Source organism: Flavobacterium pygoscelis (assembly GCF_023162025.1).
Lineage (GTDB): Bacteria > Bacteroidota > Bacteroidia > Flavobacteriales > Flavobacteriaceae > Flavobacterium > Flavobacterium pygoscelis.
The window spans coordinates 306,327-329,558 of record NZ_JALNUB010000002.1; the positions used below are offsets into that span (position 1 = coordinate 306,327).

A 23,232-nucleotide genomic window follows, 5' to 3' on the forward strand; every position below is an offset into this window, starting at 1 on the left:
TATAAATAAGGGCAAGCAACTCCTGAATAGAAGGAATTGTTTGCCATTTATATTTATGATGTAATTGTATTTTTATTCTAACTAAATAGTAACTTTTACCAGATAAGGTATTTGAATTTTGTTGACATCAATTTGTAATGTGCCATAAACTTATTAATCTAACATACATTTTTTTAAATTAATTTCATTAAGCCACCATTCCCCTTTCAAAAACCTCCACGAACTCTTTCATCTTGGCAATAATGCGATCACCAATCACTCTGGCTTGCAAAATGCTTGGTCGGTTATCCAAACACTGAAAAACTTCATCTTTTATGGGTTCTCTACCGCTGTAAATGTAGGCATCAATTAAAGCTTTGAATTGCGCTTTGTCTAAATTTTCGTCTTCGCAGAGTTTTCCTAAGGCTAAGACTTTTTGCTCCTGCCAGAATTTCTCAAATTCCTCTTCAATAGCATCACCGTCTTTAATTTTCGGCATGTTCTCATCAATGAATTTCTGAATCAATTCTCGTTTGCTTCTCAATTTAATGTCTCCGCCTAACAAATCGATAATGGCTTTTCGTTGGGCTTTGGCTTCTGAAGTATTAGCGCCTTTCATCTGTGAAAGTAATTTTAGAATATACGCCACTCCAATTTTATCACGATGAATCAACTCCAATTCAAAATCAATATCATCTAGAATAGACGTTTTATTGACTTTGTTGTCTTGCTTCACTTTTTCGTACAAGCCCAAATATTTGCTTTTGTAATCTTCAAATTCTTGCTCATCAATTGGTAAATCGTCCCAATCAAAATCAGTGTAAGATTGCAAGACATTCATAGTACGCATTAACTTTCGAAACGCTTGTACAAACAATGCCTCGGCTTCTTCGTCTTTTAAATCGTTTACGCTTTCATAAGTGGGCGTAATTTCGCGTAAAGCTTTTAGAGCTTCATCAAATTTTTCGGCAATTTTTTCATAGCCTGGCATCGTCACCACATCTACGGCATCTTTGTTCGAAAACAAAGTAATGGCATCGTCTGTGGCTTTTTTAAGATTTCTAAAAGCTAAAATATTTCCTTGCGACTTCTGTTCGCCTAATATTCTGTTTGTTCTGGAATAGGCTTGAATTAAACCGTGTTGCTTTAGGTTTTTATCTACATACAACGTATTTACTTTTTTAGCATCAAAACCTGTAAGCATCATATTTACAACGATTACAATATCCAAGCGATCTTTCTCGTCGTTAAAGTTTTTTCGCTCCCGATCTTTCAATCGTTTGCTAATATCTTTAAAATACGATTCAAATAACTTAGGATCTTTTGTGGTAAAACTTCCGTTGTACATTTGGTTGTAATGTTCTATATAGGTTTCTAATTTATCTCGGCTGTGATTTGAGTTATAGCTACTTTGCGGTTCTGCAGCGAGGTCATAATCCGATTCTTCTGGAAGGTAATCTTGAGCATCCTTAGAATCTTCGTTGCCACCATACGTAAAAATAGTCGCTATTCGTAAATCATGTGCTCCTGCTTCTTTTTTCTGTTGAAAAAAATCATAATATTTTACGGCATTATCGATACTGCTTACCGTTAATAGTGCCGAATATTGTTTATTGAATGTTTTCTGATCGTGATACGCAATAATATAATCGACAATTTTCTCAATGCGATTGGGAGAATCCATTACTTCTTGTTTGTCAATGTCTTCTACTTCGATATCAATAAAAGTAGAAAGACGATGCATCTTGTCTCTACTTTTGTTTTTGTATTTCCCTATATATTCTATTCCAAAACGCAATACGTTTTGATCGTGAATCGCATCGGTAATTACATATTTATGCAGGCAGTTGCCAAATAAATCTTTGGTGGTGCGTTTTCCTTTTTCGTTTTTTGAAGCGTTTTCGGCAAAAATAGGCGTTCCTGTAAAACCAATCAACTGACTTTTCTCGAAAAACTTGGTAATGCGTTCGTGGGTTTCCCCAAATTGAGAACGGTGGCATTCATCAAAAATGAAAACAATCTTCTTATGTCGTAACGGTTCTATACTATTTTTGAATCGATCAGAAACGGCATTATTTAACTTTTGAATCGTAGTTAAAACCAGTTTCGTATTATCCGTAAGTTGTCGTACTAAGGATTGTGTATTATCGGTTACATCAACACTGTCTTTCTTGAAAGCGTTGAACTCGTTCATGGTTTGATAATCTAAATCTTTTCTGTCTACTACAAAAACTACTTTATGAACGTCGGGCAAATCCATTAAAATTTGACTGGCTTTGAACGAAGTCAAGGTTTTTCCGGAACCTGTGGTGTGCCAAATGTAAGCGTTGTCATCAGAATTATTGACTTGTTTGATAATCGCTTCGGTAGCATAATATTGGTACGGACGCAAAACCATCATTATTTTGTGGGTTTCGTTGATGACGATATAATGCGCCACCATTTTACCTAAATGATTGGGATTTAAGAAAGCGTTTGCAAAAGGAATTAGTTCTCTAATATTTTTATTCGTTTCATCTGCCCAAAAGAAGGTTTGCTTGACCGATTGCAATTCGTTATTGGCCAAATACTTGGTTTCTATACCATTACTAATCACAAAAAGTTGCACGTATTGAAACAAACTATGCGTACTCCAAAACGAATGTTTTTGATACCTATTAATTTGGTTAAAGGCTTCTTTTATTTCGATTCCAGAACGTTTGAGTTCTATTTGTACCAAAGGCAAACCGTTTACTAAAAGCGTCACATCGAAACGGTTTTTGTAACTTCCTTCCAGACTGATTTGGTTGGTGACTTGATACAAATTGGAATTCCAATCTTCGGTATTAAAAAAACGAACATAAAACGAAGTCCCATCTTCTTTAGTCAATTGAAAACGATCGCGCAGCGTTTTGGCTTTTTCAAAAACATTGCCTTTTGCCAGATGATTCAAAACAGCATCAAATTCCTTAGCAGTGAAACTGGTTTTATTAAACAGTTCCAGTTGCTTTTTGAGATTATCAACCAAGGCATCTCCATCTTGAATTTTTACAGCTGCGTAGCCTAAACCAATTAATTGCTGGATTAGGTTGTTTTCTAATTGTGCTTCCGATTGATGTGCCATAATTTTTATTTATAAAATTTGTCTGCTGCCCATTTTGCAGGATTCTGTTCTATATAATTTTGTATTCTTTCAAATTCAAATGAATTTCGAATAATATGATCGTGAAAACGGGGTTGCCAACCAAAATTGGTATTTCCATTTGTTCTACTGTAGGTGGTAACGGCCGATTTGAATCCGCGAATAATGGATGCCAAATTTTTTGATTGTGGTCCAAATTTATTTGTTTTATCGGTAGAGACGCGATGCATCGCGTCTCTACGACGCGATTCAATTCCCGATTCAATTCCCGATTCAATTCGCGATTCAATTCCCGATTCAATTCCAGATGTAATTTCCAGTTCAGAATTAAATTCATTTTTCCCAATAATCAATATTCCGTGAAAATGATTGGGCATTACCACAAAATTGCCTAATTCTAAATTCATATCGGGACGTAATGCAATTGTTTTCAGCCATTCTTGTTCTACCTTTTTTCCAATATCAGTCAATAACATTTCATTTTGTAGAGATGCATTACAATGCGTCTCTACAATGCATTGCGTTTGTACAATTTCGCCAAAAAAATGTTCCCTATTTTGGGTGCAGATGGTTACGAAATAGGCACCCATTGCACCATAATCCCAATTTTGCAATCGGGTGGATGGAATGCGGTATTTGTTTTGGTATTTGTTCATGATATTTTGTTGGTTTTGGTTTTGTTGGGTGCCACCGACACGTATTGTGCGACCAAACGCATTGCATTTTACACAAACAATTGTTGCAACAATCCTTTTTTCCAAACCTGCATTTTTTCTATTTGTCCGTGACAATGATTTATTTTTTCATCGATTGCCGATAAAAAATTGGCGATTTTGGTTTGTTCTAGTAATGAAGGAAATTTGTAGCTCAATTTTTTAATTATTTGAGATGACAAATTACCTTGACCACCTTGCAAATATGTTGAAACAATATTTTCTTTATTTAACAATAGAACATAATATAAATATTGAATACATTCTTTGTTTCTAATACAAAGAATCGCTTGATTGATGGCTCCATTCATTTTCGAATTTGCAACTTCTCCACTATTTGCACCATAAAGTGCATAAAGTAAATCACCTTTTTCAACAATTTTTGCAGAAGAACTTTTCAAAGCTTCTTCTGATATAAAATTGAAAACTTCAGAATCATATATATTTCCTGAACCAATAAACGGAATTATACCGTTGTAAAATTTTTGGTTTGTACTTGTTGGTGTGCCTCCTGAAAAGAATGTACAGAAATCCCCCAACTTTTTCTCTTCCCAATCCGGAAAATCATTACCATTATCATCCTTAAATCGTAGTTGTTGCGAGAAAATTTGTTGCATGACGCCTTTTTTGTATCGCTCTAAAAGGGTTTTCTTTTGTTTTAAGGCAGTTAATTTTTTATCGACTTCGGTTAGGAATGTAGCGATTTTGCTTTGTTCGGGAAGGGATGGGAAATTAATTTCTATTTCCGACAGAGCTGTCGAATTAATTGCAGGATAACTTGTACCAGTACACCTTAGCATTACTTCAGCCACAAACTTTTCAGTATGTAAAAATTGAAATAAAAATTGTCTGTTATTTTGAGTCCTAATTTGTGCATATCCTGTGGATGCAACATAATCACCATCCTCATTAAAAAATAAATTATTTTGCTGATATGGCCTTACCGTTTGGAAAAGAATGTCTTCTTTTGCCAAGATTCTTTGCGCTCTGCTAGGTGAAACATCTTTATTTATAATATTTTCTTTTACTAATAGACCATTTGTTACACTTTCCAAATCTATATAAACAAAAGACTCAGGAAGTGAATCATTCTTTGGATTTATAATAGAAAATTTATTTAACTTCTTCTCTTCCCATTCCCCTTCAAACCCAGGAAAACGCAATTGTGGTAGTAATTTTTCCATAGTTAGCAGGGTTTTGCGTTAAGGATAGCAGTGGAAATCCTTTTTGTGGGACTTTTTCGGCCCACAAAAAGATTGAAACGAATAGCCTGACCCGATAGGGAAACGCCCAAATTGTTATTTTGATTGTTATTCATCCTTAAAATGGGGTTTTGATGTTCAATTCGGCACAAAAAGAGGCTATCGATTGATCGTTTTCTTCAATTTGTAAATTCAGTGCTTTTATTTCATTGGCAATGGCGTTAATATCAATGCTGTCTTCGGCTTCGAAGGTATCTACATAGCGCGGGATGTTTAGGTTGTAATCGTTTTCGGCTATTGAAGAGACGCGATGCGATGTGGAGACGCGATGCATCGCGTCTGTACCCGATTTAATTGGGGTGATTGCCGAATATTTGTCTTCTTCGGTGCGGTTTTTATAGGTATTTATAATTTTGTCAATGTGCTCGTCTAGCAATACATTTTGGGTTTTTACTTTATCAAAATGCTGGCTGGCATCTATAAATAAAACATCATTTGTATGCGTTCTATTTTTCTTGAATACCATGATGCAAGTCGGAATTGAGGTTCCGTAAAAAATATTTGCGGGCAAACCAATTACGGCATCGAGATAATTTTTGTCTTCAATCAAGTATTTCCGAATGTGACCTTCGGCGCCACCGCGAAACAAAACGCCGTGCGGTAGCACAATTGCCATGGTTCCGTTATCATCGAGTTGGTGAATCATGTGTTGTACAAAAGCAAAATCGGCTTTGCTACTGGGCGCCAATTTTCCGAAAGCAGAAAATCGGTCATCGTCATGAACATTGGGTTAGCACTCCAGTTTGCCGAAAAGGGCGGATTGGCCACAATGGCTTCAAAACGCTGGTCGATATGTTGCGGACGCTCTAAAGTATCTTCGTTCTTGATGTCGAAACGTTTGTAATGTACGTCGTGCATAATCATGTTCATCCGACAAAGGTTGTAGGTCGTAGGATTCATTTCTTGTCCGTAAAAAGCGCTTACATCTTTCACTTCTTTGGCCACACGCAATAATAAAGAACCCGAACCGCAAGTAGGATCGTAAACACTTTTTAGTTTGTCTTTTCCCACCGTTACTAATTGTGCGAGAACACTACTGACTTGTTGTGGTGTATAAAATTCTCCTGCTTTTTTTCCGGCGCCACTAGCAAACTGCCCAATAAGATATTCGTAAGCATCGCCGAGGACATCGCTATCTGTATTTTCGAGATCAAAATCAATTTCGTCCAAATGCGTGAGCACTTTTACAATCAATTCGTTTTTATCACTTTCTGATTTCCCGAGTTTGTGAGAGGTTAAATCTAGGTCAGAAAATAAGTTTCCGAAATCTTCCTCGCTTTCTGATCCCATCGTACTTTGCTCGATGTGCGTGAGTACTTTGGCGAGATCACCCAAAATGAAATTATTTTTTCCGCCGGCGTTTCCTCTTTTTGCCAATTCAGAGAATAACTCTGATGGTTCTAAGAAAAAGCCCAGTTTGTCAATGGCCAATTGTTTTACTTCTTGCATCAACAATGCTTCGTCAGCATGCCCGATGATGTCACCAAAAGTCAATCCGTCGGGTTGCAGTATTTGGTTGGCGTACAGGTCCATTTTAGTACTTAAGTACTTGTAGAAAATGAAACCTAATATGTAATCTCTAAAATCGTCTGCATCCATTTTACCACGAAGGGTGTTAGCAATGTTCCAGAGTTGTTGTTCTAATTTTTGTTTTTGTTCGGCTGCCATTTATGGTATTTATTCAGTTTTATTTTAGAGTTCTAAGGTATCGTATTTTGAGTCTCCTTTTAGTCAGTTTATGAAATAAATAATTGTTTCACAATCAAAATAATATTGGAAATTCAATTTGCTAATATATTGAAAAAACAAGGTTAATACTTACGAAAAACCGCAAAGTAGTAACATTTTTAAAAGTTTATGGATCTGGAAGAATAAGTGGTGATCGTTGTTTGTAATTTGAATGGACTTTTGTGCAAAATTTGCATTTTTGATCGTGGTAGGAAATAGAAAAAACAGCAAAAAAAAACCGATACTTATAAAAGTATCGGTTTTTGTGAAGGCAGAAGGATTCGAACCTTCGACCGCCTGCTTAGAAGGCAGGTGCTCTATCCAGCTGAGCTATGCCTCCATTTATCTTTTAAAACTTAAATGGAAAAAGTTTAATTTGTCGGGGTGGCAGGATTCGAACCTGCGGCCTCCTGCTCCCAAAGCAGGCGCGATAACCGAGCTACGCTACACCCCGAAAAAACAAAATCATAACAGCGGAGAGACAGGGACTCGAACCCTGGCACCGATCACTCGATGACAGTTTAGCAAACTGCTCCATTACCACTCTGGCACCTCTCCAAGCTCAAAGAAACGTGTCTTGTTTTGCGGTTGCAAACTTATGACTTCTTTACGTTACTCACAAGTATTTCGAGGCTTTTTTTTAATATTTTTTGACATTTTCACAAAAGCACTTCACAATCAAACATATAGAATAAAAATAATTTTTACAAAATATAATGTGAGCCTCAAAAATATGAAATTGTATAAAAAAGATTAAATTTGCTACATAAACCAACATTATGAAAGTCATGAACAAAAGAGTTGTTATCGTTTCTGCCGTTAGAACACCTATCGGAAGTTTTATGGGGGGATTATCTACAGTTAATGCTCCTAAATTAGGTGCTGCAGCTATAAAAGGCGCATTAGACAAAATCAAACTAGATCCAAATTTAGTTGATGAAGTATTTATGGGTAACGTCGTTCAAGCTGGAACCGGACAGGCTCCCGCTCGTCAAGCCGCTATATATGCAGGATTAAATGAATCTGTGGCCTGCACCACAATAAATAAAGTTTGTGCTTCAGGAATGAAAGCAGTAATGCTAGGCGCTCAAGCCATTCAATGTGGCGATGCAGAAATTGTAGTTGCGGGAGGAATGGAAAACATGAGTTTGATTCCACATTATATGAACTTGCGATCAGGAACAAAGTTTGGTCCTGCAACTATGGTTGACGGAATGCAGAAAGATGGACTAACAGATGCTTACGACAACAGCGCAATGGGAGTTTGTGCTGACTTGTGCGCTACAGAATACAACTTTACCCGTGAAGATCAAGATAACTTCGCAATTCAATCGTATGAGCGTAGTGCAAAAGCTTGGGAAGCTGGAAAATTTGAAAATGAAATTATACCGGTTGCTGTTCCACAAAGAAAAGGAGACCCAATCATGGTTTTTAAAGACGAAGAGTTTACTAATGTAAAATTAGATAAAATCCCTTCTTTAAACCCAGTTTTTACTAAAGATGGTACCGTTACAGCAGCAAATGCATCTACAATAAATGATGGTGCAGCAGCTGTAATCTTAATGAGTGAAGAAAAAGCACTAGCTTTAGGTCTTAAACCATTAGCCTATATCAAAGGATATGCAGACGCAGCACAAGAGCCAAAATGGTTTACCACTAGTCCAGCTAAAGCTTTACCAAAGGCATTAGACAAAGCAGGTATTTCTATAGATGCTGTTGATTATTTTGAGTTTAATGAAGCCTTTGCAGTTGTTGGGTTAGCAAATGCTAAAATTCTAGGTTTATCCAATGACAAAGTAAACGTAAACGGTGGAGCTGTATCTTTAGGTCACCCGCTAGGTTGCTCTGGAGTTCGAATTATCGTTACTTTATTAAATGTTTTAGAACAAAACAATGCCAAAGTTGGTGCTGCAGCCATTTGTAATGGTGGTGGTGGTGCTTCAGCTATTGTAATTGAAAGAATCTAAATAAATATAACTGATGGGTTAGGATACAATTAGTTTCTAACCCATCATATTTAACTCCTAATTAAGCATAAATGTTTGGAATTTGTAATCTAGCAATGATCCCACTTCGGTTAGAACCTAGTGATAGAAGCGAAATTGTCTCTCAAGTTTTATTTGGAGAACATTTTGAAATTGTAGAACAACAGAACCAATGGACTCGTGTTAGACTACAATATGACGCTTACGAAGGCTGGATCGATTTTAAACAAATGCAATTGATTACGGAAGATAGTTATAAAAAACTTTCGGATGAAATAATCATATTGAATGGTGACTTGATCGAATACATCACTACTCCATCCAATTTATTAATTCCAATTCCTTTAGGTTCTTCTTTATCTTTTTTAAATTACGATCAGATTAACACCTCTAATTTTGATTTTGAAGGAGTGCGAACTAGCGGAATAAAAGACAAATCACTTTTAATAGATACTGCTTTTCTGTATTTAAACGCCCCTTATCTTTGGGGAGGAAAAACACCCTTTGGGATAGACTGTTCGGGCTTTACGCAAATGGTTTACAAATTAAATGGTTATAAATTATTGCGTGATGCATCACAACAATCTACACAAGGAGAACCATTAAGTTTTATTGAAGAAAGTGAAGCAGGAGATTTAGCTTTCTTTGATAATGAGGAGGGAAACATTATTCATGTAGGAATCATCATGGAAGACAACTACATCATCCATGCAAGCGGAAAAATCAGAATTGATCGTTTGGATCATTTAGGAATTTTTAATGCAGAGACTAACAAACACACTCACAAATTAAGAGTGATCAAAAAAATTATTTAATATTTAGTAATTAAATATTAAATAAAAAAAAACGGTTTGAAATATTTCAAACCGTTTTTTTTTATAACAATAAATAAAGATTACATTTTAGCTTTTAATGCTTTTGACTCAGCAGTCATTTCTAAAGCACTATACACATTCAATAATGTTTTTGCAACGTCTTTATTAGCTGGATCTAATTCGTATGCTTTTTTAAGAGAAGGAATCACACTTTTAAAAATGTTATCTCTTTTTGTTTTTAACTCATCATAGCGCTTCATATCTTTTGTAGAAGTACCTAACTTGTTCATTTCTTCAATAATAACGCTTTCACCTTCCAGTTTCAAAGCAGCAAGATTGATATAAGCATTGATGTAATCAGGTTTAATTTCGATAGCTTTTAAATAATATTTTTCGGCATCTACTTTATTCCCTGCATTTCCGCTAATAACACCTAAGTTAAATGTTAAATCTGCATCATTAGGATTTTTAGCCAATACCTCACCTATTAATTTTTTGTAAGTTTCAAAATCTTTTGTTTCTAAATACAAATTAGCTTCTGTCAAAACTAATGAAGTATCATCAGGATTGGCAAGTCTTGCTTCAGAAATTGCTTTTTTAGCTTCGGCAGTTTTACCATTTTCAACTAAAATTAAAGCCATGTTTTTATAGATCTCTCCTCTTTTAGAAGCAATAACTTCTGTTCTAGGCTTTTCGTGAGTCCCTAATTTTACCGCTAAATCTCTTTCTTTTTCATTATTAAAAAAATCTTCGGCATTTGTTAATTTGCTTATTGCATAAAAACCTTTTCCTTTACCCGAATAATTTAATTTTTTTAATGTTTGATACAAATCTAATGCCTTATCATATTCTTTTGCATTAACATAAGTAGAAGCAGCATAATATAAATTAATAGTATCTTTTTTGTCTAACAAATAAGCATCATATAATTTCTTTGCGCTTTCTGAATGTTTATCTACTTTAGAATCTGCAATAGCAGCATTAATTAATCTAAACTTAATGTCTGTAATTGAAGATGCTGCTTGAGCAGAAAACTTTGCTTTACCAGATTCATTCTCTACTTCGATTAAATCATTGTATGCAGCAGCTGCAATACTTAAATTTTTATCTGTATCGATTTTTTTATTAGCTAATTCTAAAAAAGTATTCCCTTTTACAAAGAAATATTGTGCTTTTTCAGTATCAACTGCATTGGTGATTAAGTACTCAACATCTTTTAATATGGTAGCAGCTTCTTGAACTTCTCCTTTTTTCAATGCTTTTTCAGCCGCTTTTATTTGATCTTTTTGAGCAAAAGTAGCTACTGATATCAATAACGCTGATGCTAATACTACATATTTACTTTTCATAACATTCTTTTATTTAATAATTATTCTTAATTTAACTATGCTTCATCATCAGAATCCTCTTCTTCAGAATCGTCTTCCAATTCTTCTTCGTTTTCAGAATCATCGTCTTCTTCTTCAGAAACTTCTTCTTCAAGCACTTCCATTACTGGTTTTACTCTTTCGATAGCTTCTGTTTCAATTACATTTCCATCTTCATCAACTACAACTTCAGCCACATCATCTTTCATCACTTTTGTAACTGCCGCGATTGAATCTTTACCTTTCAAGTTAATCAACTTAACACCTTGAGTTGCACGACCCATCACACGTAAATCCTCAATTGCCATTCTAATGGTTAGACCCGATTTATTAATAATCATTAAATCATCAGCATCTATAACCGCATTAATAGAGATCAGCTTACCCGTTTTCTCGGTAATATTTAAGGTTTTAACCCCTTTACCTCCACGGTTTGTAATTCGGTAAACATCTTCTCCATCTTCAACTAATTTAGTACGTTTTCCGTATCCGTTCTCGGTTACCACTAAAATTTGAGAATCATTAATGTTTTCTTTATCTACAGTAACCATACCAATTACTTCATCAGTATCATCTTTTAATGTAATTCCACGAACTCCAGAAGCAGTTCTACCCATTGGGCGCGTTTTAGTTTCTTCAAAACGAACTAATTTACCTGATTTTACAGCTAGTATAATTTGGCTTTCACCATTGGTTAATTTAGCTTCAAGCAACTCATCTCCTTCTTTAATCGTTATAGCTGCAACACCATTAACTCTAGGTTTAGAATATTTCTCTAAAGAAGTTTTCTTAACCTGACCTTTTTTGGTCACCATAATAAGGTTATGACTATTGATATAATCTTTATCTTTTAAATCTTGTGTACAAATAAAAGCTTTTACTTTATCGTCACTTTCTATATTAACCAAGTTTTGAATCGCTCTTCCTTTAGCTGTTTTACTTCCCTCAGGAATTTCATACACACGCATCCAGAAACATTTTCCTTTCTGAGTAAAGAACATCATGTATTGATGATTGGTCGCTACAAACATATGCTCTAAGAAATCTTGATCTCTTGTACCAGCACTTTTTTGTCCTACTCCACCTCTATTTTGAGTTTTATATTCCGTTAGGTTAGTACGTTTGATATACCCTGCGTGAGAAATAGTAATTACTACATTTTCATCGGCAATTAAATCTTCGATACTTACATCTCCACCAGAATACTCAATTTTAGAACGGCGTTCGTCTCCGTATTTTTCACGAATTTCTTCCAACTCTTCTTTAATCAAAGCAGTTCTAAGATTAACATCTTCTAATAAAGCTTTTAAGTGCGCTATTAATTTCATTAACTCTTCATACTCTGCTCTTAACTTGTCTTGTTCCAGACCTGTTAATTGACGCAAACGCATTTCTACAATAGCACGCGCTTGAATATCTGATAATTTAAATCTTTCGATTAATTTTTCACGAGCTTCTTCGGTATTTTTCGAACCTCTGATCAAAGCGATTACTTCATCTATATTATCAGAAGCAATAATTAAACCTTCTAAAATATGCGCTCTTTCTTCGGCTTTACGCAATTCAAAACGCGTTCTTCTTACCACTACATCATGACGGTGTTCTACAAAATAGTGAATCATTTCTTTTAGATTCAACATTTGCGGACGTCCTTTTACCAATGCAATATTATTAACACTAAATGAAGACTGTAGCTGAGTGTATTTATAAAGCGTATTTAAAACTACGTTTGGCGTTGCATCGCGTTTTAAGATGTAAACGATACGCATACCATTTCTATCCGATTCATCACGAATATTGGCAATTCCGTCAATTTTTTTATCATTAACCAAATCAGCAGTACGTTTGATCATGTCTGCTTTATTAACTTGGTAAGGAATCTCGGTAACAATAATACATTCTCTACCATCTACTTCTTCAAAACCAACTTTAGCACGCATTACAACACGTCCTCTACCAGTTTTAAAAGCTTCACGAACACCTTCATAACCGTATATTACTCCTCCTGTAGGAAAATCAGGAGCTTTAATATGGTGCATCAATTCATCGATTTCGATATCATTGTTGTCCATAAATGCCAAAGTACCATTGATCACTTCTGTTAAGTTGTGTGGAGGCATATTGGTGGCCATACCTACAGCAATACCTGTTGCTCCATTAATTAATAACGTAGGGACACGCGTTGGCATTACTTTTGGCTCATATAAAGTATCATCAAAGTTCAATTGAAAGTCAACTGTTTCTTTTTCGATATCAGCCATAATTTCTTCCGAAATTTTACGCATTCTTGCTTCTGTATAACGCATTGCTGCTGGACTATCTCCATCTACAGAACCAAAGTTACCTTGACCATCTACTAATAAATAACGCAAACTCCACTCCTGAGCCATACGAACCATGGCATCATAAACTGAAGTGTCACCGTGTGGGTGATACTTACCTAAAACTTCACCGACAATTCTGGCGGATTTTTTATGGGCTTTATTTGAAAACACTCCTAAATCATACATTCCATAAAGAACTCTTCGATGTACTGGTTTCAAACCATCTCTAACATCTGGAAGTGCTCTTGATACGATTACTGACATCGAGTAATCGATGTAAGCTGATTTCATTTCATCTTCTATGTTAATAGGAATTAACTTTTCTCCTTCAGACATAAGTTGTTATATTAAAAAATTATATTAGTTTCAAAACGTGCCAATATACACCTTTTTGAAATTTTTTAGCTACTTTTAGACTACTTATTTCAATGATTTATTAACAACACCAACAATCATTTTAGTTAATAATTTAAGGGAAATTTAACGTTGAAATTATTATATTTTTTGTCTATTAGCTGACAAGAGCAGTTATGGGAATAGTTTTTGTTTTCCAAACACTAATTCACTAAATTTACGATAGCAAATATATATTATGGATGATAATTTTTCACCAAGAGTAAAAGACGTTATTACCTACAGCAAAGAGGAAGCACTACGATTAGGTCATGACTTTATAGGCACCGAACATTTAATGCTAGGTATTCTAAGAGACGGAAATGGAAAAGCAATTCAAATATTAAACAATCTACATGTTGACTTGGAACACCTGCGCAGAAAAGTAGAAATTCTGAGCCCTGCCAGTTTAACTTTAGAGATTAATATTGAGAAAAAGAACTTGCATCTAACCCGTCAAGCAGAGCGAGCATTAAAAACTACTTTCCTAGAAGCCAAAGTTTTTCAAAGCTCTTCTATTAGTACAGCACATTTATTATTGTGCATTTTAAGAAACGAAAACGATCCAACAACCAAGCTATTGAATAAACTAAAAATTGATTATGATATAGCTAAAGAACAGTATATAAATATGACTCCAAACGAAGAAGATTTTTTAGAAAATTTACCCCGAAACGAATCTTATAATGACGATTCAGGACAAGATGACAGTCTAAAAGAAGGCACTTTTAACAACCCAGCCAATAAATCAAACAAAAAATCCAAAACTCCAGTTTTAGATAATTTTGGGAGAGATTTAACAGAAATGGCTGAGGAAGGAAAGCTAGATCCTGTAGTAGGAAGAGAAAAAGAAATTGAACGTGTTTCTCAAATTTTGAGTCGTCGTAAAAAGAACAACCCGTTACTAATAGGAGAACCAGGAGTTGGAAAATCAGCTATTGCTGAAGGTTTAGCATTAAGGATCATCCAGAAAAAAGTATCTCGTACCTTGTTCAACAAACGCGTCGTTACATTAGATCTTGCTAGTCTTGTTGCCGGAACCAAGTACCGAGGACAGTTTGAAGAACGTATGAAAGCGGTAATGAATGAACTAGAAAAAAATGATGATATTATTCTTTTTATAGATGAAATTCATACGATTGTTGGTGCTGGTGGCGCAACAGGTTCTTTGGACGCCTCCAATATGTTTAAACCTGCATTAGCACGTGGAGAAATTCAGTGTATTGGTGCTACAACATTAGATGAATACCGTCAATATATTGAAAAAGACGGTGCATTAGAAAGACGTTTTCAAAAGATAATTGTAGAACCAACATCAGTTGAAGAAACAATTACAATTTTGAATAACATTAAAAACAAATACGAAGATCATCACAATGTTACTTATACGCAAGAAGCGATTGAGGCTTGTGTAAAATTGACAGATAGATATATGTCAGAGCGCTTCTTGCCAGACAAGGCGATTGATGCTTTGGACGAAGCAGGATCAAGAGTTCACATCACTAATATTGAAGTTCCAAAACAAATTTTAGATTTGGAACGTCAATTAGAAGACGTACGTGAATTGAAAAATGTGGTTGTCAAAAAACAAAAATATGAAGAAGCGGCTAAGCTTCGTGATGATGAAAAACGCATCGAAAAAGATTTAGCCGTTGCTCAGGAACAATGGGAAGAAGACGCTAAAAATAACCGAATTGAAGTAACGGAGGATAATGTTGCCGATGTAGTCTCAATGATGAGTGGTATTCCTGTGAATCGAATTGCACAAACAGAAAGTAATAAACTAGCAAAATTACCAGAACTTATTGAAGGAAAAGTTATTGGTCAAAAAGAAGCAGTAATGAAAATTGCTCGTTCTATTCAGCGTAATCGCGCTGGTTTAAAAGATCCTAACAAACCTATTGGTTCCTTTATTTTCTTGGGACAAACGGGTGTTGGTAAAACACAATTAGCAAAAGTATTAGCTAAAGAATTGTTCGACTCTGAAGATGCCTTGATTCGTATTGACATGAGTGAATACATGGAGAAATTTGCCATCTCTAGATTAGTTGGAGCGCCTCCGGGATATGTAGGTTATGAAGAAGGAGGGCAATTGACAGAGAAAGTTCGTAGAAAACCTTATTGTGTAGTATTATTAGATGAGATCGAAAAAGCACATCCAGATGTTTTTAATATGCTTTTACAAGTATTAGATGATGGTTATTTGACCGACAGTTTAGGTCGCAAAATTGATTTCAAAAACACTATAATTATCATGACTTCAAATGTTGGAGCCAGACAATTAAAAGATTTTGGACAAGGTGTTGGTTTTGGAACTGCTGCTAAAGTGGCTCAGGCTGATGATAATTCGAAAAGCATTATTGAAAATGCATTGAAGAAAACTTTTGCTCCAGAATTCTTAAATAGAATTGATGATGTAATTGTATTTAATGCTTTAGAAAAACATGATATTGATTTGATTATCGAAATCGAATTGAAAAAATTGTATGCTCGTGTGGCTGAATTAGGTTATCAATTGAATTTATCTGATAAAGCAAAAGCTTTTATCGCTGATAAAGGTTTTGATAGACAATTTGGTGCTAGACCGTTAAAAAGAGCGATTCAGAAATACGTTGAAGATGCACTTGCTGAAGAAATAATTACTTCAAAAATTGCCTCTGGAGACGAAATATTTATGGATATTGAAGAAGGAGCTCAAGAACTAACCGTGCAAGTTCACAAAGCAGGCGAAGCAACTAATCTTTAATTTTAGATACTAATAAATACTATAAACCCGTTACGTTTTAATAACCTAACGGGTTTATTCTTTATGTTAAATAGTCTTTATTTTAGAAAACAAATTTTTACATTTGATTTCAATATAACGAGACCTTTAAAAATACTTTATGTCAGATAACAAAGTCATTCTTGGGAGTGAAGAGTGGTGCTCTTTTCCAGAATTAGGAATTCCTACTATAAAAGCGCGAGTAGATTCAGGGGCAAAAACTTCTGCTTTACATGCAATAAACATTGCTCCTTTCATTAAAAACGAAAGCAATTGGGTAAAATTTGATATTAACCCGATTCAAAATAATTTAAAAACAGTTATTCACTGTGAAGCGCCACTTATCGATAAAAGAATAGTAAAAAGTAGTAGTGGTTTTAGAGAGCAGCGTTATGTAATTCAAACCAACCTTCAAATCGGTACTTCGACTTGGCCAATTGAAATGACCTTAACCAACCGAGATTCAATGGGATTTCGAATGCTTTTGGGACGTGAAGCCATGAGTGGTAGAGTATTAGTAGATCCTGAACAAAAGTACCTTTTGGGACAACCCACTTCTGACACTTTAAAAGAACTTTATAAGAATTCTGAAAAAGCAAGTTCTGGATTACGAATTGGTCTTTTGGCTAGTAATCCCGAATTATATAGCAACAAGCGCATTATGGAAGCGGGTGAAATGCGAGGTCACGAAATGCACTTCCTGAACATTAAGGAATGCTATATGAAACTGGATGCAAAAACACCAGAAATTCATTATCGTGGTGGAAAAATACTGAATCAATTTGATGCTATCATCCCTAGAATTCGTCCAAGTATTACCTTTTATGGCTGCGCGTTAACAAGACAATTTGAAGCACTAAAAGTATATTGCTTAAACTCTTCGCATGCGATTACACAATCCCGTGATAAACTCTATTCGTTACAATTATTACTGAATCATGGTGTTGAAATTCCAACTACTGGATTTGCAAATTCACCATTAGATACTGATGATTTAATAAAAATGGTAGGCGGACCGCCGTTAATTGTTAAATTACTTGAAGGAACTCAAGGAAAAGGAGTGGTTTTAGCAGAAACAAAAAAAGCAGCAGAAAGTGTTATCAATGCTTTTAAAAGCTTAAATGCCAATATATTAGTTCAGGAATTTATAAAAGAAGCTAACGGAAAAGATATTCGTTGTTTTGTAATAGATGGTAAAGTTGTTGCAGCAATACAGCGAGAAGCGATGCCAGGCGAATTTAGAGCCAACATCCATTTGGGCGGAACGGCTTCTATTATCAAAGTTACTCCAGAAGAAAAACGCATCGCCATAAAAGCAACAAAAGCAATGGATCTTAAAGTAGCGGGTGTAGATATCATTCGTTCTTCAAAAGGTCCATTATTACTGGAAGTAAATTCTTCGCCAGGTTTAGAAGGAATCGAAGGAGCTACCAATAAAGATATAGCTGGTGAAATGATAAAAGCAATCGAGAAAAATTTCAAAAATCGATAACATCAAATGGAATGAAATACAAAAGTGTATTTATCATTATTGCCATTTCACTTGTTTATGATGCCTTAGGCTTTTTATTTGAATATGCTCATTACGAAATTGGAGTAATTACAGGAAAAGAGCTCTTATTAGTCAGTTTGTCTTTGAAAGTTATAAGTGTTCTAATCTTAATAAAAGTGTATTTTAAATCAAAAAGTAATGAACCAATATCTTGATATAATAATTCGAAGTGCAGCTGTCTATTTCTTTATGGTAATCGCATTGCGTCTTTTTGGAAAGAAAGAATTATCACAATTAAATACTGCAGATGTCATTTTAATATTATTAATCAGCAACTCCGTTCAAAATGCGATGGTAGGCAATAACACCAGCTTATGGGGTGGATTGGCGGCAGCTTCTGTTCTTTTTACCATCAATTACATTTTAAAAAAATTAATGTTTAGGTATAGTAAGTTTAGTGATTTCATGCAGGAAAAACCAGAAATATTGATACATAATGGCAATCTAGATTTCAATATTTTAAGTAAACTCAACATCACTTCTGATGAGTTGAAAGAAGCAATGAGAGAACATGGAATCGAATATTTTAAAGATGTAAAACTAGCTATGCTTGAAATTGATGGTAACATTAGCATTATTTCTGGCACTCAAAACCTAAAACAAACCCATTTCAAGCGAAAACACAATCACAAAAATCTAAGTGGACTAAACTAATTATTAAATTATAGCTAATATTAGTAGAAATTTATTTGTAATCTAAAAAAATATTATGACTAAAATTACAGCACATATTGGTGCAGCAAATTACAGAACAGAAATTAGATCAGCAACAAATACTATTATTTCAGATGAACCAGAAAGTGCCGGAGGAATTGATTTGGGCTTTTCACCTTATGAATTGCTTGCATCTTCTCTAGCAGCTTGCACCTGCATTACATTACGTATGTATGCAAATCGAAAAGGTTGGGAATTAAAGGATGTAAAAGTAGAAGTTTATTTTGAAGAAGAAACACAAGAAAATACAACTAAAATAACACGAACCATTGAATTATTTGGAAATTTAGGTCAGGATCAAAAAGACAGATTGCTAAATATTGCAAACAAATGTCCTATTCACAAAATACTAAGCAATACTATTGAAGTCAAATCAGAACTCAAATAGTAAATTCAATAATCAAATTAAGATAAATAATTATTTTCATAAAAAAAACCATTCATTGTGAATGGTTTTTTTTATGAAAATAAGTTTATACTAGAAAAATATATTTAAAATATAATAGATTACTGCTGCCAAAATTGCTGAAATAGGAATTGTTAATACCCAAGCCCAAATCAAACTTACTGTCATCCCCCATCTTACAGCAGAAACTCTTTTTGTAAGTCCTACTCCAATAATAGATCCAGTAATGGTATGCGTTGTACTCACAGGAACTTTAAAATGCTCTGTAAAATATAAAGTCAATGCACCTGCCGTTTCTGCAGCTACACCTTCAAAAGAAGTTACTTTTGTTATTTTAGAGCCCATTGTTTTAACAATTTTCCAACCTCCGCTCAAAGTTCCTGCTGCAATGGCAGAGTAACAGGCTAGAGGAATCCATTCAGGCATTTTAAAATCGCCATCTGCGTTAGGAAGAACAACATCCAACCAATGCGGAAGACTTTCTTGCGTAATTCCACTAGTGTGAATATAAACAGTAACGGCAGCAGCAATAATTCCCATTACTTTTTGAGAATCATTTCCACCATGACCTAAACTAAAAGCCGCAGAAGATATTAACTGCATCTTTTTTAACCAATAATTCGATTGATGTAGATTTAAACTACTGAATATCATACAAAAACCACTAATAGATAGGACAATAAAGGCTACTAAAAACCATTTAATGTTGTGAGATTCTAAAGCTACACTCCAAAAATGGGAATCGAAGCGTGGTTTTTTAATTTGATCATAATAAACCATTTGACTCTCTACAAACCAAATTGTCAATATCATCAAAAAAGCGGTAAATATTTTAGGATAAATACTCTTTTTAGAAGCGTTAAGAAGCCAAATAGAGATCAAATATGACATCAATGCACCCAAAACAGGAGCCAAAACAATAAAGGCAATAATAATTAAAACTCCCGAAGGAAAACCACCATCTTTTCCGGCTGTGTACCAGTTTACGGTATCATACCAATAAGAGGTATAGCTTTTTGCACCATCTACAATTGTATATTCAAAAAAACCATGAACTGCAATAGCATGTGCAATAGCAGCGCCTGCAAAACCACCGATCAATGTATGAGAAGAACTTGATGGAATTCCTTGCCACCAAGTAAATAAATTCCAAATAATAGCTGCAATAACTCCTGCAAGGATTACAACTAAGTCTATTTCTAAGGTATTGGCAGTTTTCGCAACGGTATCCGCTACACCAAAACCAAAAACCCAATAGGCTAAAAAGTTAAAAAAAGCGGCCCAAACTACCGCCTGGAAAGGAGTTAGTACTTTTGTGGCAACAACAGTAGCAATTGCATTAGCCGCATCATGAAAACCATTGATATAATCAAAGATTAAAGCCAGTACTATGATAACTATAAGTAGAGTAAATTCCATAATTTTAATTTCAGAATAAAACGATTTAAATTAAGAATGTTTTACAGAAATTGATTCTAGGACACTTGCTACGCTTTTGCATTTATCAGCAGCATTTTCTAAAACTGATAATACCTCTTTGTATTTAATAATATTTTTGGCATCTGTCTCATTTTCGAATAAATCAAGAACTGCTTTATCATAAACATTATCTGATTTATTTTCTAGCTTATTGATTCTAACGATAGCATCAGTGATGTTTTTCATTTTTTTCAAATCTCTCAATTCTCTAACAGCAACATCAATGTTCTGACAAGCTTCTAGATTTATTTCTGTTAGTTTCCTGATCGATTTTGTGATTTTGTCTACTTGGTACAAACGCATTCTACTCGCAGCTCCATGTAAATAATCGGCAACATTATCGATTGAAGTGATCAAGGCATGAATATCTTCTCTATCAAATGGGGTAATAAAATTTCTACTTAACTCTAAATTCGTCTGACGTGTTATGTCCTCTCCTTTTTGTTCTAAAGTATCAATTTTCTGAAAAAGAACTTCACGTTCCTTCAATGGAAGATTAACAGCTTCGTGCAAATTTGTAGCAATTTCAATCAAATTACTTGAAGCCTCTTCAAAAAGAGGAAAGAATTTTTTGTCTTTAGGAACCAAAAACTGGAAAAAATTATTTATGTTCATTTACTTTAAATTTAGTGCGACAAAATTACAGCATTCTTGTCTTTTAATGTTAAGCTAATATTAACAAATCGGTTTCTATTTGAAAAGTATTTAAAAAAGCTACCGTGTTTTCTATATCATAGTGTAAAATTCTGTCATCTTTAATTAACGGAACTTCTTGTCGGTAGGCTGTCAAAAACATTTCAATAAAATCACTCGATTGCAAAGGTCTTCTGTACTCAATAGCTTGAGAAGCGTTCATTAGCTCAATGGCTAAAATTCGCTCCAGATTATCCAACACTCGCAATGCTTTTGTAGCTGCATTAGCTCCCATACTTACGTGATCTTCTTGTCCGTTACTTGACACAATACTATCCACACTTGCTGGAGTTGCTAATTGCTTATTTTGACTAGCAATACTCGCTGCTGTATATTGCGGAATCATTAATCCTGAATTTAATCCTGGATTATCTACTAAAAAAGCAGGTAGATTTCTAGTGCCCGATATTAATTGATAGGTTCTACGCTCTGAAATGCTTCCTAATTCAGCCAAAGCAATTGCCATAAAATCTAAAGCTAAAGCCAAAGGTTGTCCGTGGAAATTTCCGCCAGAAATGATTTGGTCACTTTCAATAAAAATATTAGGATTATCCGTCACCGAATTAATTTCTGTTTTAAACACTTTCTTCACATACTCAATCGCATCTTTAGAAGCACCGTGAACTTGCGGCATACATCTAAAAGAATAAGGATCCTGTACGTGTGCTTTAGCTTGCTCGATTATCTCACTTCCTTCTAGAAACCCTTTGATACGGTTTGCCGTTACAATTTGTCCTTTATGAGGTCTAATAAAATGAATTAACTCATGAAAAGGTTCGATTCTTCCGTCGAAACCTTCTAACGAAATGGTTCCTATTAAATCTGCTAAATAAGACAACTTACTTACTTTTATCAAAATATGAGCTCCGTAAGCACTCATAAATTGAGTACCGTTTAATAATGCTAATCCTTCTTTGGACTGCAAAATGATTGGTTCCCAATTAAAAATTTTCATTATTTCACTAGAATGCACTTTTTTCCCTTCATAATACACATCACCTTCACCCAACAATGGTAAAGATAAATGGGCTAAAGGAGCCAAATCTCCCGATGCACCTAGAGAACCTTGAGTATAAATAACGGGTAAAATATCATTGTTATAAAAAGCAATTAACCGTTCTACTGTTTGCAACTGAACTCCGGAGTGACCATAACTCAAAGACTGAATTTTAAGTAACAACATCAATTTTACAATACTACATGGCACTTCTTCCCCTGTTCCACATGCGTGAGATTTTACAAGATTCTCCTGAAGTTTAGAAAGATTTTCGTTTGATATTTTTACATTGCAAAGTGATCCAAAACCTGTATTGATACCGTAAATAGCACCAGACTCTGCGGCCATTTTTTTGTCTAAATAATCTCTACACTTCTGAATATTTATTTTTGCTTCTTCTGATAAAGCTAATGCTTTGTGATGCGTAATAATTTCAGCTAATGATTCAAGGCTAAGTAATTCAGTACTAATGTAGTGCGTATTATCCATTTTGATAGTGTTTAAAAAGTAAAATTGAGTAAATCTTTATTATTACACAACATATATTGATAATAATTTAAAAAGAGTCCTTAAACAAAACCAAAAAATAAATTCTTTACAAAGTCATTACCTAAGTTAGCCCGCTTTGTAAGAATAACTTATACTGGTATTACTATTTGAAAGACAATTCAAGCTATTCATTTTTAACGAAGTAATAATATTAAAATAAAACATTAAAGCGTATTTCTGTATTTTACAATTACCTACTTAAAAAAGAGTGTTTTTATATTGTATAAAAAGTTTATTAGCAAATTTGGAATTTTTGACGGTAAAGAATAATAATGAATTAAGAAATAAAAAACTCGGCAAAATGATTATTAAACAATTTATTCTTCTTACAACTTTAAATTTTGAGCTATTCGCAAAAATGAAACAAAAGTTTTCTAACTCTCTAAAAAAG

15 protein-coding genes, 3 tRNA genes and 1 pseudogene are annotated in these 23,232 nt (G+C 34.3%); 7 read left to right on the plus strand and 12 right to left on the minus strand.

What is annotated here, in order from left to right; all coding sequences use genetic code 11:
• Positions 1-187 precede the first annotated feature (187 nt).
• From MW871_RS03560 to MW871_RS03590, 7 genes and pseudogenes are all read right to left on the minus strand, one after another.
• On the minus strand, positions 188-3,082 hold the full coding sequence (locus MW871_RS03560; protein WP_248427580.1) for a type I restriction endonuclease subunit R: 2,895 nt from the start codon (positions 3,080-3,082) through the stop codon (positions 188-190).
• Positions 3,083-3,087: 5 nt separating this feature from the next.
• Positions 3,088-3,756, minus strand: coding sequence for a transposase (locus tag MW871_RS03565; protein ID WP_248427581.1), 669 nt, complete (start codon positions 3,754-3,756; stop codon positions 3,088-3,090).
• A gap of 68 nt (positions 3,757-3,824) precedes the next feature.
• Entirely contained in the window at positions 3,825-4,997 is a 1,173-nt protein-coding gene (locus tag MW871_RS03570; RefSeq protein WP_248427582.1) for a restriction endonuclease subunit S, read from the minus strand.
• Positions 4,998-5,133: 136 nt separating this feature from the next.
• A pseudogene (locus MW871_RS03575) lies at positions 5,134-6,743 on the minus strand (type I restriction-modification system subunit M).
• Between the two features lie 326 nt (positions 6,744-7,069).
• A tRNA-Arg gene (locus MW871_RS03580) sits at positions 7,070-7,143 on the minus strand.
• A 39-nt stretch (positions 7,144-7,182) separates the two neighbouring features.
• Positions 7,183-7,257 (minus strand) — tRNA-Pro (locus MW871_RS03585).
• Between the two features lie 20 nt (positions 7,258-7,277).
• Positions 7,278-7,361, minus strand: a tRNA-Ser gene (locus MW871_RS03590).
• 230 nt (positions 7,362-7,591) lie between these two features.
• On the opposite strand from MW871_RS03590, the gene MW871_RS03595 reads away from it, so the two are divergent.
• Together MW871_RS03595 and MW871_RS03600 are read left to right on the plus strand one after the other, a co-directional pair.
• Positions 7,592-8,770 carry an acetyl-CoA C-acyltransferase gene (locus MW871_RS03595; RefSeq protein ID WP_248427698.1) on the plus strand — a complete coding sequence of 393 codons (1,179 nt, stop codon included), beginning with the start codon at positions 7,592-7,594 and terminating at the stop codon, positions 8,768-8,770.
• Between the two features lie 71 nt (positions 8,771-8,841).
• Positions 8,842-9,603 carry a C40 family peptidase gene (locus tag MW871_RS03600; protein ID WP_248427583.1) on the plus strand — a complete coding sequence of 254 codons (762 nt, stop codon included), beginning with the start codon at positions 8,842-8,844 and terminating at the stop codon, positions 9,601-9,603.
• 80 nt (positions 9,604-9,683) lie between these two features.
• Here the strand turns inward: MW871_RS03600 and MW871_RS03605 are convergent, their stop codons facing one another.
• Together MW871_RS03605 and gyrA are read right to left on the minus strand one after the other, a co-directional pair.
• Entirely contained in the window at positions 9,684-10,952 is a 1,269-nt protein-coding gene (locus MW871_RS03605) for a tetratricopeptide repeat protein (RefSeq protein ID WP_248427584.1), read from the minus strand.
• A 35-nt stretch (positions 10,953-10,987) separates the two neighbouring features.
• Positions 10,988-13,630, minus strand: coding sequence for a DNA gyrase subunit A (gyrA, locus tag MW871_RS03610; protein ID WP_248427585.1), 2,643 nt, complete (start codon positions 13,628-13,630; stop codon positions 10,988-10,990).
• 256 nt (positions 13,631-13,886) lie between these two features.
• On the opposite strand from gyrA, the gene MW871_RS03615 reads away from it, so the two are divergent.
• The 5 genes from MW871_RS03615 to MW871_RS03635 all read left to right on the plus strand — a co-directional run bounded on the left by MW871_RS03615 (position 13,887) and on the right by MW871_RS03635 (position 19,105).
• Positions 13,887-16,433: an ATP-dependent Clp protease ATP-binding subunit gene (locus MW871_RS03615; RefSeq protein WP_188050335.1), complete on the plus strand. Its 2,547-nt coding sequence runs from the start codon at positions 13,887-13,889 to the stop codon at positions 16,431-16,433.
• A gap of 139 nt (positions 16,434-16,572) precedes the next feature.
• Positions 16,573-17,943 (plus strand): 30S ribosomal protein S6--L-glutamate ligase, encoded by a 1,371-nt coding sequence (rimK, locus tag MW871_RS03620; protein WP_188050334.1) that lies wholly within the window; start codon positions 16,573-16,575, stop codon positions 17,941-17,943.
• An 11-nt stretch (positions 17,944-17,954) separates the two neighbouring features.
• Entirely contained in the window at positions 17,955-18,158 is a 204-nt protein-coding gene (locus tag MW871_RS03625; protein ID WP_188050333.1) for a hypothetical protein, read from the plus strand.
• Positions 18,142-18,657, plus strand: a complete 516-nt coding sequence (locus tag MW871_RS03630; protein WP_188050332.1) for a DUF421 domain-containing protein — start codon at positions 18,142-18,144, stop codon at positions 18,655-18,657. Before MW871_RS03625 ends, MW871_RS03630 begins: the two co-directional genes overlap by 17 nt.
• Before the next feature lie 55 nt (positions 18,658-18,712).
• Positions 18,713-19,105 carry an OsmC family protein gene (locus MW871_RS03635; protein ID WP_210646229.1) on the plus strand — a complete coding sequence of 131 codons (393 nt, stop codon included), beginning with the start codon at positions 18,713-18,715 and terminating at the stop codon, positions 19,103-19,105.
• 90 nt (positions 19,106-19,195) lie between these two features.
• Here the strand turns inward: MW871_RS03635 and MW871_RS03640 are convergent, their stop codons facing one another.
• From MW871_RS03640 to hutH, 3 genes are read right to left on the minus strand one after another with little or no spacing between them, the layout of a single operon-like run.
• On the minus strand, positions 19,196-20,542 hold the full coding sequence (locus MW871_RS03640) for an inorganic phosphate transporter (protein WP_188050330.1): 1,347 nt from the start codon (positions 20,540-20,542) through the stop codon (positions 19,196-19,198).
• A 30-nt stretch (positions 20,543-20,572) separates the two neighbouring features.
• Positions 20,573-21,217 carry a DUF47 domain-containing protein gene (locus MW871_RS03645; RefSeq protein ID WP_188050329.1) on the minus strand — a complete coding sequence of 215 codons (645 nt, stop codon included), beginning with the start codon at positions 21,215-21,217 and terminating at the stop codon, positions 20,573-20,575.
• A gap of 49 nt (positions 21,218-21,266) precedes the next feature.
• On the minus strand, positions 21,267-22,781 hold the full coding sequence (hutH, locus tag MW871_RS03650) for a histidine ammonia-lyase (protein ID WP_248427586.1): 1,515 nt from the start codon (positions 22,779-22,781) through the stop codon (positions 21,267-21,269).
• Positions 22,782-23,232: the final 451 nt, after the last annotated feature.